The sequence below is a fragment of the Noviluteimonas caseinilytica genome (genome assembly GCF_018406605.1).
Classification (GTDB): Bacteria; Pseudomonadota; Gammaproteobacteria; order Xanthomonadales; family Xanthomonadaceae; genus Noviluteimonas; species Noviluteimonas caseinilytica.
The window spans coordinates 1,514,841-1,528,955 of the sequence record NZ_AP024545.1 but is presented as its reverse complement, the minus strand read 5'-3'; the positions used below and the strand labels follow the sequence as shown (position 1 = coordinate 1,528,955).

Genomic DNA, 14,115 nt, shown 5'->3' with positions numbered 1-14,115 from the left:
TGCCACCGCATGCGACCGCACCGGATGACCAATGGCAGGTTGGACAACCCGGGTCACCGGGGCTAGCGTTCGACGGTCCACCGGGGAGCCACCATGACCAAGCCACTGACCGCAGTCATTGCGGCCGCCGTACTGCTCGCCGGCTGCGCCGCGCCGGGCAACGTGAAGGAGGCGGGTCCGTCCGCGTCCGCGTCGACCAAGCCGAGCTGGCTCGACGATCCCTATCCCAGCACCTACCAGCGCGTGGCCTCGCCGCCCGTGCTGATCACCGGCGCCACCGTGCTCACCGGCACCGGCACGCGCATCGAGAATGCCGACGTGCTGATGCAGGACGGGCGCATCGTCGCGGTGGGCACCGGCCTGCAGGCGCCCGCCGGCGCGACGCACGTGGATGGCAAGGGCAAGTGGGTCACGCCCGGCATCATCGACATCCACTCGCACCTGGGCGTGTATGCCAGCCCCGGCGTCAACGCGACCAGCGACGGCAACGAAGCCACCGGCCCGGTCACGCCCAACGTGTGGGCCGAGCATTCGATCTGGCCGCAGGACCCGGGCTTCGACACCGCGCGCGCGGGCGGCATCACCAGCCTGCAGATCCTGCCGGGCTCGGCCAACCTCATCGGTGGCCGCGGCGTCACGCTGAAGAACGTGCCGTCCACCACCTACCAGGGCATGAAATTCCCGGGCGCGCCGTGGGGCCTGAAGATGGCCTGCGGCGAAAACCCCAAGCGCGTGTACGGCCAGAAAGGCGGGCCCGCGACGCGCATGGCGAACGTCGCCGGTTACCGCGCCGCGTTCATCGAAGCCGCCGAATACATGAAGAAGCACAAGCCGAAGGACGGCAAGGACGGCAAGAAGGACGACGACGAGAAGCGCGATCTCAAGAACGACACCCTCGCCGGCGCGATCAACGGCGACATCCGCGTGCACATCCACTGCTACCGCGCGGACGAGATGGCCACGATGCTGGATCTGGCGAAGGAATTCGGCTTCCACATCAGCGCGTTCCACCACGCGGTGGAGGCCTACAAGATCGCCGACAAGCTCGGCGCGGCCGGCACGTGCGGCGCGATGTGGGCCGACTGGTGGGGCTTCAAGATGGAAGCCTTCGACGGCATCCAGGAAAACATCGCGCTGGTGGACCGCGCGCCGGGCGGCTGCGCGATCGTGCATTCGGATTCGGAGGAAGGCATCCAGCGCCTCAACCAGGAAGCGGCGAAGGTGATGGCGCACGCCGCGCAGGTCGGCATCGTGATCACGCCGGAGCATGCGATGCAGTGGCTCTCGCAGAATCCCGCGAAGGCGATGGGCATCCTCGACCAGACCGGCACGCTGGAGGCCGGCAAGATGGGCGACGTGGTGGTGTGGAACGGCAATCCCTTCAGCGTGTACGCGAAGGCCGAGCAGGTGTACGTGGACGGTGCGCGCGTGTACGACCGCAACGATCCGATGCGCCAGCCGAAGTCGGACTTCATGCTCGGGCAGGACCAGGTGCGCGGAGGTGTGCGATGAGCCGTTCGATCCTCAAGGGACTCGTCGTCGCCTGCGCGCTGGCGTTGTCGGGCCACGCCCTCGCGCAGGACCTGCTGATCCGCAACGCCACCGTGCACACCGCAACCGCGAAGGGCACGTTGAAGGGCACCGATGTGCTCGTGCGCAACGGGCGCATCAGTGCGGTCGGGTCAAACCTCGCCGCGGGCAACGCCACCGTCGTCGAAGCGAATGGCCGCGAACTCACGCCGGCGTTGTTCGGCGGCATCACCGACATCGGGCTGGAAGAAGTCTCGGGCGAAGAGTCGACCGTCGACAGCCAGCAATCGCTGGGCGAAGGCGCGCACGACATGGCGGTGCGCCCGGAGTTCGATGTGACGCTGGCCTACAACCCCGCGTCGGTGCTGATCCCGGTCGCGCGCGTCGAAGGCATCGGCTGGACCACGCTGGCCGCCAACTCGGGCAGCGGCGGTTCGATCATCGGCGGCCAGGGCGGCGTGGTGCGACTGGACGGCAGCATCGATCCCGTCGGCCCGCGCGTGTTGTTCGTCTCGCTCGGTTCCGGTGCGGCGGGCCTGACCGGCAAGTCGCGCGCGGCGCAGTGGATGATCCTCGACCAGCTGGTGTCCGAGGCGCGCGGGCGCATGGCGTCGGATTCGAAGTTCGCGCTGCTCACGCCGATGGGTCGCACCGCGCTGGCGAAGTTCCTCGATCGCCGCGGCTTGATGGTGGTCGGCGTGCATCGCGCGTCCGACATCCACCAGCTGCTGAAGTGGGCGAAGCGCAACAACGTGCGCATCGCGGTGTCGGGTGGTGCGGAAGCGTGGAAGGTGGCGGACGAACTGGCGGCGGCGAAGGTGCCGGTGTTCCTCGACAGCCTCGCGGACCTCCCGGCCGACTTCGACCAGATCGGTTCGACGCTCGAGAACGCCGCGCGCCTGCGTGCGGCCGGCGTGGACGTCGCGATCCAGAGCGCGGGCTCGCACCACGCGCGCAAGGTGCGGCAGATGGCCGGCATCGCGGTCGCCAACGGCTTGCCGTGGGAAGACGGGCTGGCGGCGCTGACGCGCGTGCCGGCGGAGACCTTCGGCGTCGCCAACGACTTCGGCACCATCGCGGTCGGCAAGCGGGCGGACCTCGTGTTGTGGAGCGGCGATCCGCTGGAGGTCAGCACGGTGGCCGAACAGGTGTGGCTGGGCGGCGCGATGATCCCCATGCGTTCGCGCCAGACCGACCTGCGCGATCGCTACCTGCATCCGGACAACGGCCTGCCGCGTTCGTATCCCGTCGGCGCGCAGTGACCGCGCCCGCCATCGCGGAGTAGCATCGGACGGCCCGCACATCGCGGGCCGTTCGCTTTCCCGGGGAGGGAACATGGCTGCATTGAACTGGCTTGCGATCTTCGCCGCGGCCGTGTCCGCGTTCGTGCTCGGTGGCCTGTGGTACGGCCCGTTGTTCAAGAACGCCTGGTGCCGCGAAGCCGGCGTGGATCCGACGGCGCCGCGCAAGCGCCATCCGGCGAGCGTGTTCGGCATCGCCTTCCTTGCCTCGCTGGTCGCCGCGACCGGGTTCGCGTTCTACGTCGGCCCCGATCCGGAACCCGTCAACGCCGTGCACGCGGGCCTGATGATCGGCTTCTTCTGGGTGGCGATGAGTTTCGGCATCAACTATTCCTTCGCCGGGCGCAGCCTGAAGCTGTGGCTGATCGATTCGGGCTACCACCTGCTGCAGTTCGCGCTCTACGGCGTGATCCTGGGGCTGTTCGCCTGATGGACGCGCGCACGCCGCTGCGCTGGTACTTCGATTTCCTGTCGCCGTTCTCGTACCTGCACTGGCAGAAGGTCAAGGCGCTGCGCGCGACGCACGCGATCGAACCGGTGCCCGTGCTGTTCGGCGTGATCCTGGACGCGCACGGGCAGAAGGGCCCGGCGGAGATCCCGGGCAAGCGCGAGTTCACCTACCGGCACGTGCTGTGGCAGGCGCGCCAGGAAGGGGTGCCGCTGGTGTTCCCGCCGCGGCATCCGTTCAACCCGCTCGGTGCGTTGCGCGCGTGCATCGCAGCGGGCAGCACGTTCGAAGCGGTCGACGCGATCTTCGACTGGATCTGGCGCGACGGCCGCGCGGTGGATTCCCCCGAGGCGATCGCGCCCTTGCTCGCACGCCTGGGCGTGGACGCCGACGCGCTGGGCAGTGCGCCGGTCAAGGAAGCCCTGCGCGCAAACACCGAGGCCGCGGTGGCCGCCGGCGTGTTCGGCGTGCCGACCTTGCAGGTGGGCGGGCAGTTGTTCTGGGGCAACGACGCGCACCCGTTCGCGCTTGCTGCACTGCAAGATGCCGGCGTGCTCGACGACCCGGAAATGCAGCGCGTCTCCGCCCTGCCGGTCGGCATTTCACGCCGGCCCTGAAGTTGCGGTAGGGTCGCGTTCCGCGCGGATCTCCGCGACGACGATCACGGACACGGGGTGAGCATGCGTATCGGACTGGTGGTGGATTCGGCCTGCGACCTGCCCGGCGACTACCTGCGCCGCAACGGGTTCACGATCCTGCCCATCTCGGTGCGCATCGGCGACGAGGTTCGCGAGGACCAGCGCGACGACAAGGTCACGCTCGACTTCCTGCATTCGCACGTCACCGAGCGCGGCGCCGAAGCGGAGACCATGCCCTTCACCGTCGAGCAGATCACCGAGTTGTTCCTGCGCAAGCTGGTGATCGACTACGACTACGTGTTCTGCATGACGATCACGCGCACGCGCAGCCCGATCTACGACAACGCGCTGCAGGCCAGCTACGCGATCCTCAACGAATACCGCCCCATCCGCGCCGCGGCCGGCCACGACACGCCGTTCGCGCTGCGCGTGATCGATACGCAGACGTTGTTCGCCGCGCAGGGCATCACCGCGGTGGAAGCGGTGCGCCTGATCGAAGCGGGCGAAGGCGCGCCGAAGATCCGCGCGCGCCTGGAAAACCTCGCGCTGCACACCTACGGCTACATGATCCCGCGCGACCTGCATTACCTCCGCGCGCGCGCCCGCACCAAGGGCGACCGCAGCGTGTCGATCGTCAGCGCGGTGCTCGGCACGGCGCTCGACATCAAGCCCGTGCTGCGCGGCTATCGCGGCGAGACGGCGCCGATCGGCAAGGTCAAGGGCTTCGAGAACGGGGCGCAGCGCCTGTTCGCCCACACCGCCGATCGCGTGCGCAAGGGCCTGATGACGCCCACCGTTTGCCTGAGCTACGGCGGCGACCTGGACGAAATGCGCGCCCTGCCCGGCTACGACGACCTGCGCGTGACCTGCCAGAGCTACAACGTCGAACTGTTCGAAAGCGTCATGAGCCTCACGGGCATGGTCAACGTGGGCAAGGGCGCGCTGGTGGTGGGCTTCGCCTCCGAGCCGCATTCCTTCGCCGGCTGACGCCGCGTTGACACGGCGCTTGCACGCGCCGGGCGAGGATGTGCACCGCATTCACCTGGAGTCCTCGCCCATGGCGACGCGTTACTACCTGAGCCTTCCCGATCCGCAGGCCGCCCGGGGCGGCGAACTCGGATTCACCGCGCACGGGCCGGACGAATTCGCCGCGCAGCTGCAGGACGCCTTGCGCACGCGCAGCCTGTTCGAACGCTGGCGCGCGACGCAGGAAGACCCGGAGGACCTCGACGACGCGATGGCCGAGACCGACCCGCAGGCCACCGTGACGGCCGGCCAGCGCAATATGGGCATCGACCTGGTGGCCACGACGACGTTGTCGGGCAACATCCTGAAGCACCGGTTGCGGTTGCTGGCAGGCAATGGGTGGGAGTTGCGGGACGTGACGGCGGGCTGAGCCCGCGCTCAATGCTTCTCGTCGCCCAGGTGCGCGGCGAGCAACGCCATCCGCCCATGCACCCCTTCGCGTTCGAACACGTGGTGCAGGTGCGTCTTCACCGTTTCCGGGCTGATGCCGAGTTGCCGCGCGATCTGCTTGTTGCTCATGCCGCGCGCGGCCCAGCCCACGATCTCGCGCTGGCGCACCGTCAGCGTGGACCAGTCGCCGGGCAACGATCCCGCTGATCCGTGCAGCGGCGGCTCCGGCAGCGCGGCCGGCGCCGGCACGTCGGTGCCGTCGTGCAGCGCTTCCAGCAACAACGCGGGCGCGACCACGAACAAACCCGACTCCGCGGCCTGGATCGCACGCAGCACCGTGTCGGGCGAATCGTGCTTGTCCAGGCACGCGTGCGCCTGCGTCTCGATGCAGTGGTGCAAGGCCGCGATGTTGGGGCTGCGATAGAAGTACAGGCGCCGCGGCGCGGGCAGTTGCGGCTTGCGGCGCGCCCGATCCACCTGCGGATCGTCGCCATCGAGCAACAGCAACGCGGCCTGCTCGCGACGTGTCGCGCGCGGTTCGGCGGGCGCGTAGGCGCCCAGCCAATCCAGTTCGTTCCGCATCGCGAGCAAGCGTTGCATGCGCTGGCGCCAGGCGGCGTCCAGACCGATCACGAGCACGGGCATCGCAGCCATCGAGAATGGGCTCCATTCGGAAGATGGGCGGCGTCCCTGATCGCCGACGTCCCGGGCCAACGCGCTGGGCCCCGGAAAGCGGACAAACGCCCCGTCCCCCGGACGCGCGATTCCGCCGTGGCGTGGTTGCGCGGATGCTCGGTCCACCGCCGGAACGGCGGACTCTCCCGTTGCGTGTCCCCCCTTCATGCAACGCACCTGGGCGACGGTCCACGACCGCCGCCCCTTTTTTGCCGGCGACGGCACAATGCATGCATGAAAACGCCGACCCTGCTGTCCTGGAGCGGTGGCAAGGATGCTGCATGGACCCTCGCCACCTTGCGCAACGATCCCGCGCGCGAGGTCGTCGGCCTCGTCACCACGGTCACCTCCGGCTACGAGCGCGTCGCGATGCACGGCATCCGGCGCGCGTTGCTGCACGCGCAGGCCGACGCCGCGGGCCTGCCGGTGATCGAGGCCACGATCCCGCCGCAATGCGACAACGCGACGTACGAGGCCGCATTCGCGGCGGCGCTGGACGACGCGCGCCTGCGCTGGCCCGGCATCACCGACATCGCATTCGGCGATCTGTTCCTCGAAGACGTGAAGGCGTGGCGTGAGGCGCTGTGCGCGAAATTGGGCTGGAAACCCGTGTTTCCCCTGTTCGGGGGAGACACCGCCACGTTGGCGCAGCAGATGCTCGATGGCGGATTGCAGGCCGTGCTGTGTTGCGTGGACACGCAACAACTGGATGCATCCTTCAGCGGACGCGCCTTCGACGCGGCGCTGTTGCGCGATCTGCCGGCCAGCTGCGATCCCTGCGGCGAGCGCGGCGAATTCCACACGCTCGTGCATGCCGGCCCGATGTTCGCGCGGCCCCTCACGATCGAACGCGGGGAAGCGGTGCTGCGCGACGAACGGTTCGCCTACGTCGACTTCCACGAACGCGACGCACGCGAGCCTCGCTGAAAGCAACGCCTCCGCACCGATCGTCCGGACACCTCCGGCATCACCCGGTTGCGCGATTCCGCACTGTCCAGTGCAAGCAGATGCTGCCGCGGCTGCAACGGCCGGGGGGTCGGGGACCGTTGCCGCATCCCCACACCTTGCTCAAGGACTACGGACATGGCGACCCACAAGCACTCCGGCTGGATTCGTCCGGCCTGGATGACCGCGACGCTGGCCTGTTCGATCGGCGCCGTGATTGCCGCGGCGGCGCTCTTCGCGCCGCAACCGGCACAAGCCATCCATGACGATGCCAACACGCCGTTCGCGCTGGACGGCGATCCCACGGACACCAGCGCATTGCTCGACGACTGGGACAGCGTGTTTGCACTGGGCAGTCCGCCCTATGCCACGCCGCGCCTGCTGCCCACCGTGGCCGCGGGCGACACGTTCGTGGTCGATTCGCAGGACCCCGACGTCACGGCGTTCACCTCGAGCAACAAGGACATCGACCAGGTCAACACGTGGAACTGGGGCACAAAGGGATTGAGCCCGCCGAAGGACGACATCACCAACGCGTACGCGAAGGCGTACCACGTGGCCGGCTTCCCGGCGAACGACATCCCGGGCCATCCCAACGTGCCGCACGAACACCTCGTGGTGTATTTCGGCGCGGACCGTTTCGCCGACGATGGCGATGCGGCGATGGGATTCTGGTTTTTCCGCAACGACGTCGGCCTGGGCGGCAACGGCAAGTTCACCGGCACGCATGCGGTGGGCGACGTGCTGATCCAGATCGACTACCGCGGCGCGGGCAGCAACGAGATCGAAGTGTTCAAGTGGGTCGGCACCGGTGGCAACGCCGGCGGCGGCAAGCTGCAACGCCTCGCGATCGGCACGTCCAACAACCCGGCCGATACGATCTGCACCGCGTCCAACGGTGCGCAGAACATCCCGGCGGATTCGGCGTGCATCACGACCAACATCGTGCAGCGCTCCTCGCCGTGGGCGTATACGCCGAAGGGCTCCGACAGCGTGGGCCCGAACACCTTCCCGCCGCGCGTCTTCATGGAAGGCGGATTCGACGTGACGTCATTGGTGGGCAACGTGTGCTTCTCGGACTTCATGGCCGAGACGCGCTCGTCGCACTCCGAGACGGCCTCGCTGAAGGATTTCGCGCTGGGTGCGTTCGACCTGTGCTCGATCAACGTGGAGAAGATCTGCGTTGCCGATTCGCAGACGGTCGATCCCGCGACCGCGAAGTTCACCACCACGCACACCGTCACCATCACCAATGATGGCTTCGGCGGCTCGCTGCGCGATGTTGAAATCGCCGATCCGCTGGCGGTGTCCGGCAACACGTGCGAGATCAAGTCGCTGGCGGTCAACCCCGCGGTGCCGGGAGGCGCCACGTTGAACGGGTCTGCCGTCGGGTTCAAGTTCGATTCCGCGGGCGACTCGGTCGAGGTGGCCGATGTGCTCGGCGGCGAGATCTCGGTCGAACTGGAATGCGTCAGCGGTGAGAACCCGTTCCGCAACTCCGTCGACGTGAAGGCGCGCGCCGCAGTGGGCGCTCCGCAGGACATCACCGACACGGATCTCGAGACCACGGTGGAAGCCGGCGTGTGCGAACTCGCGCTCGACTCGGGCCTTGCCCTCAAGAAGTGGTGCCAGGGCGACGATGGCCAGGCGGTCGGACACCCGATGGGACCGAACCCGTACTACGGCGTGCCCGACAGTGAAAACCCGCTGGAGCTCGGTGTCTTCCTGAAGCCGCCGAATTACATCCCGCAGGTGTGCGTGGACATCCAGCTGTCGAACACGAGCAGCAACCAGTCGATGGTCGTCGATACCTTCAGCGACAGCGACCTGGGCAACCTCGTCCCGGCCGGCGGCATCACGCTGGGGCCGTTGAACAGTGCCACCGACAGCTACGTCGTCAGTCGTTGCTACACGCCGAGTGCCCCGGATGGCGCCGTCGGCGATCCGATCGATCCGAGTACGGCGACGTACTCCGACACGGTCAGTGCAACGGGCCACGGCAAGATCGACAACGCGACGGCCAACGCAGGCCCGGTGACGGCCACCTGCGAACTGTGCCCGCCGCACGCGCACTGAGCGGTCAACCCTCCGCTGCACGCTCCCCGCATGCAGCGCACCTGGGCGACGGTGGCAACACCGTCGCCCTTTTCGTTGCGTGTTACTTGCGACCCTTCGGCGGCTTGGTGCTGCCACCGGTGGTGCCGCCCGTGGTGTCGGTCGGCGGCGGTTGCGTCGGCGGCGGCGCCGCGGCGGGCACGGTGACGTCGATCGTCGCACCAGTCGTGTCGGCGGCAACGACGGTGAAGGCGATGCCCTTCGCGTCGTCGCGATACGTGCGGCCCACGGCGAGCGCGCTGTCGTTGATGTCGTCGAACTGCGCGGCCGCGCTGCCGGGCGTGGCGTCGAGCAGCACGCTGTACTGGTTCACGCCGCCCAGGTGCAGCAGCACGCCCTTCGTGAGGTTGCCGGTGGTGCCGAGCACCGCGTCGAAGCCGACGGGCTGGCGGTATTCCAGCGTGTAGTACGTCATCTCGCCGGTGAGCGCATCGAGGCCGCGCGCGACCTTCAAGGCCTTCGTGCCCGTGCCGTCTTCGAGGCGTTCGATGCGATAGCGGCCCGACGCGGCGACGGTGGTCACCGGCGGCGCGCCCGTCGCGCCCAGCCAGCCGAGCTGCAACTTCTGCAATGCGTTGAAGTGCGGCGTGCTACCGCTGCCCATCGTGTCGGCGGCGTCGCCGTAGCTCTTGATCGTGCAGGTGTCGCCGTACGCCACGTTGCCGCATTCCAGCGCCTGCGAATGCGACAGGCCGAAGTTGTGGCCCATCTCGTGCGCGACCAGGCGTGCGGTCATCGCGTCGGCGAAGATCCACGTGCGCGTGGGCAACGCCATGCCGGCGTTGTAGCCCGTGCCGGTGCACGCGTTCTTCGGCGCGAGGTACACGCGATGCGCGTACTTCGACAGGTCGATGCCCGCGGCGGCCGCGGCCTTGTCGGCTTCCTGCGCGACCAGCGCGGTGTCGCACGAGGCCTTCGACACGGGCACGGTGAACCAGCCGAACGTGTCGCCGGACAGGAACATGCGGTGGTACGAGGCTTCCCAGTAGAAGTCGCTCGCCTGGCCGAAGACCAGCGAATGCGCGGTGGTCTTCGTATAGGGCTGCGTGGGGCTGTCGCTGTAGTTCACCAGCAGGACGACGGTGGACTGTTCGCCGGTGGTCGTGGTGTTGGCGGCGTGCGCGGTGTGCGCGCCGGCCAGCAGGAGCAGCGGCGCGATGAAGCGGAACGGATGTCGCATCGGCGGGGGGACCTTTTCGCGGACAAGGCCCCGCATGCTCCGGATGAGCTTCCTGCCGCTGTGCGGACCAATGCACGTTCCGGGCCAACCTCACGTGAGGTTGGTGAGGATCGTGATGCGAAGCGACGGTGCGCTTACGCCTTCAACGCACTCGCGTGATACGCGACGTGGTCGCCGATGAAGGAGGCGACGAAGTAGAACCCGTGGTCGTAACCGGGGCGCAGGTGCAGGTCGAGCGTGTGGCCGCCGGCGGTGCAGGCTTTCTGCAACAGGTCCGGTTGCAGGCGTTCGGCGAGGAATGGATCGGCGTCGCCCTGGTCGACGAGCAGCGAGAGCCGGTCGTGCGATCCGCGCAACAGATCGCAGGCATCCCATTCGCGCCACGCGTCCGGGTCGTCGCCGAGATACGCGGGGAACGCCTTGCGCCCCCAGCCGCGCGACGCCGAACAGATCGGCGCGAGCGCGGAGACGCTGCGATAGCGGCCGGGATGACGCAGCGCGCAGATCAACGCGCCGTGGCCGCCCATCGAATGGCCCGCGATGCTGCGCGCATCGGTGACGGGGAAGTGCTGTTCGACCAGCGCGGGCAGTTCCTGCACCACGTACGCGTGCATGCGGTATTGCGCGGACCACGGCGCCTGCGTGGCATCAACGTAGAAGCTTGCGCTCAGGCCGATGTCATCGCCTTCGGCATCGGGCACGCCGTCGCCGCGCGGGCTGGTGTCCGGCGAGACGATCACGAGGCCGTGCTCCGCTGCGTAACGCTGCACGCCGGACTTCTGGATGAAGTTCTGCTCGGTGCACGTCAGGCCCGAGAGGAAATACAGCACGGGGCACGGACCGGCCTGCACCTGCGGCGGCAAGTACACGCCGAAGCGCATCTCGCACGCCGTCGACGTCGCATCGTGCGCCCACACTTCCTGCGTGCCGCCGAAGCACGCGTGCGATTCCAGGCGCCGCATCAGAATTCGATCACTGTGCGGATGGACTTGCCTTCGTGCATCAAATCGAACGCTTCGTTGATGCGCTCCAGCGGCAACACGTGCGTGATGAAGGGATCGAGCTGGATCTCGCCGCGCATCGCCTGTTGCACCATGCCGGGCAATTGCGTGCGGCCCTTGACGCCGCCGAACGCCGAGCCGCGCCACACGCGCCCGGTGACCAGCTGGAATGGCCGCGTGCGGATTTCCTGCCCCGCGCCCGCCACGCCGATGATGATGCTTTCGCCCCAGCCCTTGTGGCAGCACTCCAGCGCGCTGCGCATGACATCGACGTTGCCGATGCATTCGAAGCTGAACTCCACGCCGCCGTCGGTCATCTCCACGATCACGTCCTGGATCGGGCGATCGAAGTCCTTCGGGTTGATGCAATCGGTGGCGCCCATCGATTGCGCGAGCGCGAACTTCGACGGATTGGTGTCGATGCCGATGATCCGCGCCGCGCCCGCCTGGCGCGCGCCCTGGATCACCGCCAGGCCGATGCCGCCGAGGCCGAACACCGCGACGTTGTCGCCGCGCTGCACCTTCGCGGTGTTGTGCACGGCGCCGAGGCCCGTGGTGACGCCGCAGCCGAGCAGGCACACCTGCTCCAGCGGCGCGGCGGGATCGATCTTCGCCAGCGACACTTCGGCGACCACGGTGTATTCGCTGAAGGTGCTCGTGCCCATGTAGTGGTGGATCGGCTTGCCTTCGTAGCTGAAACGCGACGTGCCGTCGGGCATCACGCCCTTGCCTTGCGTGGCGCGCACGGCCTGGCAGAGGTTGGTCTTGCCGGACAAACAGAATTTGCACTTCCGGCATTCCGCCGTGTACAGCGGGATGACGTGGTCGCCGGGCGCCACGCTGGTCACGCCTTCGCCCACTTCCACGACGATGCCGCCGCCTTCATGGCCGAGCACCGCGGGGAACAGGCCTTCGGGATCGTCGCCGCTCAGCGTGAACGCATCGGTGTGGCACACGCCGGTATGCGTGATGCGCACGAGCACTTCGCCCGCGCGCGGCGGTGCGACGTCGATTTCGACGACCTGCAAGGGCTTGCCGGGGGCGAAGGCGACGGCGGCGCGGGATTTCATCGAGGGCAGGTTCCGGGACGGGGATGGGGAAGGCTAAACGACTGCGGCCGGGGATGGCGTCGAGACCCGTTCTCCTGTGGGTTCCCGTGATCCCCGCCGGAGTTCAACGATGCGCCTGTCGCCTGCCCTGCTCGCCGCCGCCACCGTCCTGCTTGCCGCCTGCGAAGCGCCCGCCCCGCGCGCCACGGCAGAGATTCCCGCGCCGCCGCTGTTCGAAACCTTCGGCGCGCTCCACCGCGACATCGGCAGCAGCGTCCCCGGCGCACAGCGGTACTTCGACCAGGGCCTGCGGCTGACCTACGGGTTCAACCACGAGACCGCGGGCAATGCGTTCGCCGAAGCGGCGCGCCTGGATCCGGCGTGCGCGATCTGCGTGTGGGGCCAGGCGCTGGTGCTGGGCCCGAACATCAACCTGCCGATGGATCCGGCCAATGCAGCGAAGGCGACGGCCCTGGCGAAGAAGGCGCAGTCGCTCGCGGGCAATGCGAAGCCGGTGGATCGCGCGCTGATCGATGCGCTGGTCGCGCGTTACGCCGATCCGGCGCCGGCCGATCGCGCGGCGCTCGACAAGGCGTACGCCGACGCGATGGCCAAAGTCGTTGCGCAATTCCCGGAAGACGACGACGCGCAGGCGATGTACGCCGAAGCGTTGATGGACCTCACGCCGTGGAATTACTGGTCGCCCGCGGGCAAGCCGAACGCGGACACGCCGAAGATCGTGGGCGCGATCGAAACGGTGCTCAAGCGCAATCCGCAGCACATCGGCGCGATCCATTACTACATCCACGCGGTGGAGGCCTCCGATGATCCGGCGCGCGCGGAGAAACTGGCCGACACGCTGGGCAACCTCGCGCCGGGCTCGGGCCACCTCGTGCACATGCCCGCGCACATCTACATCCGCACCGGGCGCTACAACGACGCAACCCTCGTGAACTTCCGCGCGTCCACCGCCGACAAGGAGTTCCTGGCGGTGTGCAAGGGCAGCAACGGGATGTATCCGCTCGGCTACGTGCCGCACAACTGGCATTTCGCGACGCTGAGCGCGGGCCTGATGGGCGCGCACACGCTGGCCGAGCAGGCCTCGCAGCAGACGTCGCAGCGCGCGGACCTGGCGAAGCTGGACGCGCTGAACTTCATGCAGAACTTCGTGATCGTGCCGATGTATACCGAGGTGCGATTCGGGCGTTGGGACGAGATCCTGGCACGCACGCAGCCGCCGGCGACGCAGCCGTATCCGACGGGGATGTGGCACTTCGCGCGCGGGATGGCGCAGTTGCGCAAGGGCAACGCGGTCGAGGCGCAGAAGGAACTGGCGGCGCTGGACACGATCGCGAAGTCGCCGGAGATGGGCGCGTTGCTGATCGGCAACACCAATTACGCGGGGCAGTTGCTCACGGTGTCGAGCGGCGTGCTGCGCGGCGAGATCCTGTCATCGCAAGGGAAGCACGACCAGGCGATTGCCTCGTTGCGCGCGGCGGCGGCGATCGAGGACAAGCTCACCTACAACGAACCCGCGGACTGGCCGTTGCCGGTGAGCAACTATCTCGGCAATGCCCTGTTGAAGGCGAAGCGGCCGAAGGAAGCGGCGGCGGCGTTCAACGAAGACCTGAAGATGTTCCCGAAGAACGGATGGGGCTTGTACGGGCTCGCGCAGGCGCAGGACGCGATGGGCGACAAGGCGGCGGCCGCGGACACGTGGAAGCAGCAGAAGGCGGCGTGGCAGTGGGCGGATACGCAGCTCACTGCGGCGGTGTTCTGACAGCTACGCAGCGATCGGGCCGTCCCCTCCCGGCCTC

13 protein-coding genes are annotated in these 14,115 nt (G+C 68.2%); 9 read left to right on the top strand and 4 right to left on the bottom strand.

Features of this window, described 5'->3' with window-relative positions:
- Positions 1 to 93: 93 nt before the first annotated feature.
- The 6 genes from LYSCAS_RS07425 to LYSCAS_RS07400 all read left to right on the top strand — a co-directional run bounded on the left by LYSCAS_RS07425 (position 94) and on the right by LYSCAS_RS07400 (position 5,313).
- Positions 94 to 1,512 carry an amidohydrolase gene (locus LYSCAS_RS07425; RefSeq protein ID WP_213437213.1) on the top strand — a complete coding sequence of 473 codons (1,419 nt, stop codon included), beginning with the start codon at positions 94 to 96 and terminating at the stop codon, positions 1,510 to 1,512.
- Positions 1,509 to 2,792 (top strand): amidohydrolase family protein, encoded by a 1,284-nt coding sequence (locus LYSCAS_RS07420; RefSeq protein WP_213437211.1) that lies wholly within the window; start codon positions 1,509 to 1,511, stop codon positions 2,790 to 2,792. Before LYSCAS_RS07425 ends, LYSCAS_RS07420 begins: the two co-directional genes overlap by 4 nt.
- A 73-nt stretch (positions 2,793 to 2,865) precedes the next feature.
- Positions 2,866 to 3,261, top strand: a complete 396-nt coding sequence (locus LYSCAS_RS07415) for a DUF1761 domain-containing protein (protein ID WP_213437209.1) — start codon at positions 2,866 to 2,868, stop codon at positions 3,259 to 3,261.
- Positions 3,261 to 3,896: a 2-hydroxychromene-2-carboxylate isomerase gene (locus LYSCAS_RS07410; protein WP_213437201.1), complete on the top strand. Its 636-nt coding sequence runs from the start codon at positions 3,261 to 3,263 to the stop codon at positions 3,894 to 3,896. The genes LYSCAS_RS07415 and LYSCAS_RS07410 overlap by 1 nt, the downstream gene beginning before the upstream one ends.
- A gap of 63 nt (positions 3,897 to 3,959) precedes the next feature.
- Entirely contained in the window at positions 3,960 to 4,904 is a 945-nt protein-coding gene (locus LYSCAS_RS07405) for a DegV family protein (protein ID WP_213437199.1), read from the top strand.
- Positions 4,905 to 4,974: 70 nt separating this feature from the next.
- Positions 4,975 to 5,313, top strand: a complete 339-nt coding sequence (locus tag LYSCAS_RS07400) for a hypothetical protein (protein ID WP_213437197.1) — start codon at positions 4,975 to 4,977, stop codon at positions 5,311 to 5,313.
- Between the two features lie 8 nt (positions 5,314 to 5,321).
- Here the strand turns inward: LYSCAS_RS07400 and LYSCAS_RS07395 are convergent, their stop codons facing one another.
- Positions 5,322 to 5,987, bottom strand: a complete 666-nt coding sequence (locus LYSCAS_RS07395) for a helix-turn-helix transcriptional regulator (RefSeq protein WP_213437195.1) — start codon at positions 5,985 to 5,987, stop codon at positions 5,322 to 5,324.
- 255 nt (positions 5,988 to 6,242) lie between these two features.
- On the opposite strand from LYSCAS_RS07395, the gene LYSCAS_RS07390 reads away from it, so the two are divergent.
- Together LYSCAS_RS07390 and LYSCAS_RS07385 are read left to right on the top strand one after the other, a co-directional pair.
- A complete protein-coding gene (locus LYSCAS_RS07390) occupies positions 6,243 to 6,935 on the top strand; it encodes a Dph6-related ATP pyrophosphatase (RefSeq protein ID WP_213437193.1) in 693 nt (230 codons plus the stop codon).
- A gap of 156 nt (positions 6,936 to 7,091) precedes the next feature.
- On the top strand, positions 7,092 to 9,029 hold the full coding sequence (locus LYSCAS_RS07385) for a hypothetical protein (protein WP_213437192.1): 1,938 nt from the start codon (positions 7,092 to 7,094) through the stop codon (positions 9,027 to 9,029).
- Between the two features lie 82 nt (positions 9,030 to 9,111).
- Here LYSCAS_RS07385 and LYSCAS_RS07380 read toward each other — a convergent pair whose 3' ends face one another.
- From LYSCAS_RS07380 to LYSCAS_RS07370, 3 genes are all read right to left on the bottom strand, one after another.
- Complete coding sequence (locus tag LYSCAS_RS07380) at positions 9,112 to 10,248, bottom strand: reprolysin-like metallopeptidase (protein ID WP_213437190.1); 1,137 nt, start codon at positions 10,246 to 10,248, stop codon at positions 9,112 to 9,114.
- 134 nt (positions 10,249 to 10,382) lie between these two features.
- Positions 10,383 to 11,210: an S-formylglutathione hydrolase gene (fghA, locus tag LYSCAS_RS07375; protein ID WP_213437188.1), complete on the bottom strand. Its 828-nt coding sequence runs from the start codon at positions 11,208 to 11,210 to the stop codon at positions 10,383 to 10,385.
- Positions 11,210 to 12,319 (bottom strand): S-(hydroxymethyl)glutathione dehydrogenase/class III alcohol dehydrogenase, encoded by a 1,110-nt coding sequence (locus LYSCAS_RS07370; protein WP_213437186.1) that lies wholly within the window; start codon positions 12,317 to 12,319, stop codon positions 11,210 to 11,212. Before LYSCAS_RS07370 ends, fghA begins: the two co-directional genes overlap by 1 nt.
- 109 nt (positions 12,320 to 12,428) lie before the next feature.
- On the opposite strand from LYSCAS_RS07370, the gene LYSCAS_RS07365 reads away from it, so the two are divergent.
- Positions 12,429 to 14,078 carry a hypothetical protein gene (locus LYSCAS_RS07365; protein ID WP_213437184.1) on the top strand — a complete coding sequence of 550 codons (1,650 nt, stop codon included), beginning with the start codon at positions 12,429 to 12,431 and terminating at the stop codon, positions 14,076 to 14,078.
- The last annotated feature ends 37 nt before the right edge of the window (positions 14,079 to 14,115 follow it).

Excerpts from the sequence above, each read along its gene's own strand:
- LYSCAS_RS07390 (WP_213437193.1), top strand. The coding sequence starts at position 6,243 with ATGAAAACGCCGACCCTGCTGTCCTGGAGCGGTGGCAAGGATGCTGCA.
- LYSCAS_RS07395 (WP_213437195.1), bottom strand. The coding sequence starts at position 5,987 with ATGGCTGCGATGCCCGTGCTCGTGATCGGTCTGGACGCCGCCTGGCGC.
- LYSCAS_RS07425 (WP_213437213.1), top strand. The coding sequence starts at position 94 with ATGACCAAGCCACTGACCGCAGTCATTGCGGCCGCCGTACTGCTCGCC.
- LYSCAS_RS07415 (WP_213437209.1), top strand. The coding sequence starts at position 2,866 with ATGGCTGCATTGAACTGGCTTGCGATCTTCGCCGCGGCCGTGTCCGCG.
- LYSCAS_RS07370 (WP_213437186.1), bottom strand. The coding sequence starts at position 12,319 with ATGAAATCCCGCGCCGCCGTCGCCTTCGCCCCCGGCAAGCCCTTGCAG.
- LYSCAS_RS07420 (WP_213437211.1), top strand. The coding sequence starts at position 1,509 with ATGAGCCGTTCGATCCTCAAGGGACTCGTCGTCGCCTGCGCGCTGGCG.
- LYSCAS_RS07405 (WP_213437199.1), top strand. The coding sequence starts at position 3,960 with ATGCGTATCGGACTGGTGGTGGATTCGGCCTGCGACCTGCCCGGCGAC.
- fghA (WP_213437188.1), bottom strand. The coding sequence starts at position 11,210 with ATGCGGCGCCTGGAATCGCACGCGTGCTTCGGCGGCACGCAGGAAGTG.
- LYSCAS_RS07410 (WP_213437201.1), top strand. The coding sequence starts at position 3,261 with ATGGACGCGCGCACGCCGCTGCGCTGGTACTTCGATTTCCTGTCGCCG.
- LYSCAS_RS07365 (WP_213437184.1), top strand. The coding sequence starts at position 12,429 with ATGCGCCTGTCGCCTGCCCTGCTCGCCGCCGCCACCGTCCTGCTTGCC.
- LYSCAS_RS07380 (WP_213437190.1), bottom strand. The coding sequence starts at position 10,248 with ATGCGACATCCGTTCCGCTTCATCGCGCCGCTGCTCCTGCTGGCCGGC.
- LYSCAS_RS07400 (WP_213437197.1), top strand. The coding sequence starts at position 4,975 with ATGGCGACGCGTTACTACCTGAGCCTTCCCGATCCGCAGGCCGCCCGG.
- LYSCAS_RS07385 (WP_213437192.1), top strand. The coding sequence starts at position 7,092 with ATGGCGACCCACAAGCACTCCGGCTGGATTCGTCCGGCCTGGATGACC.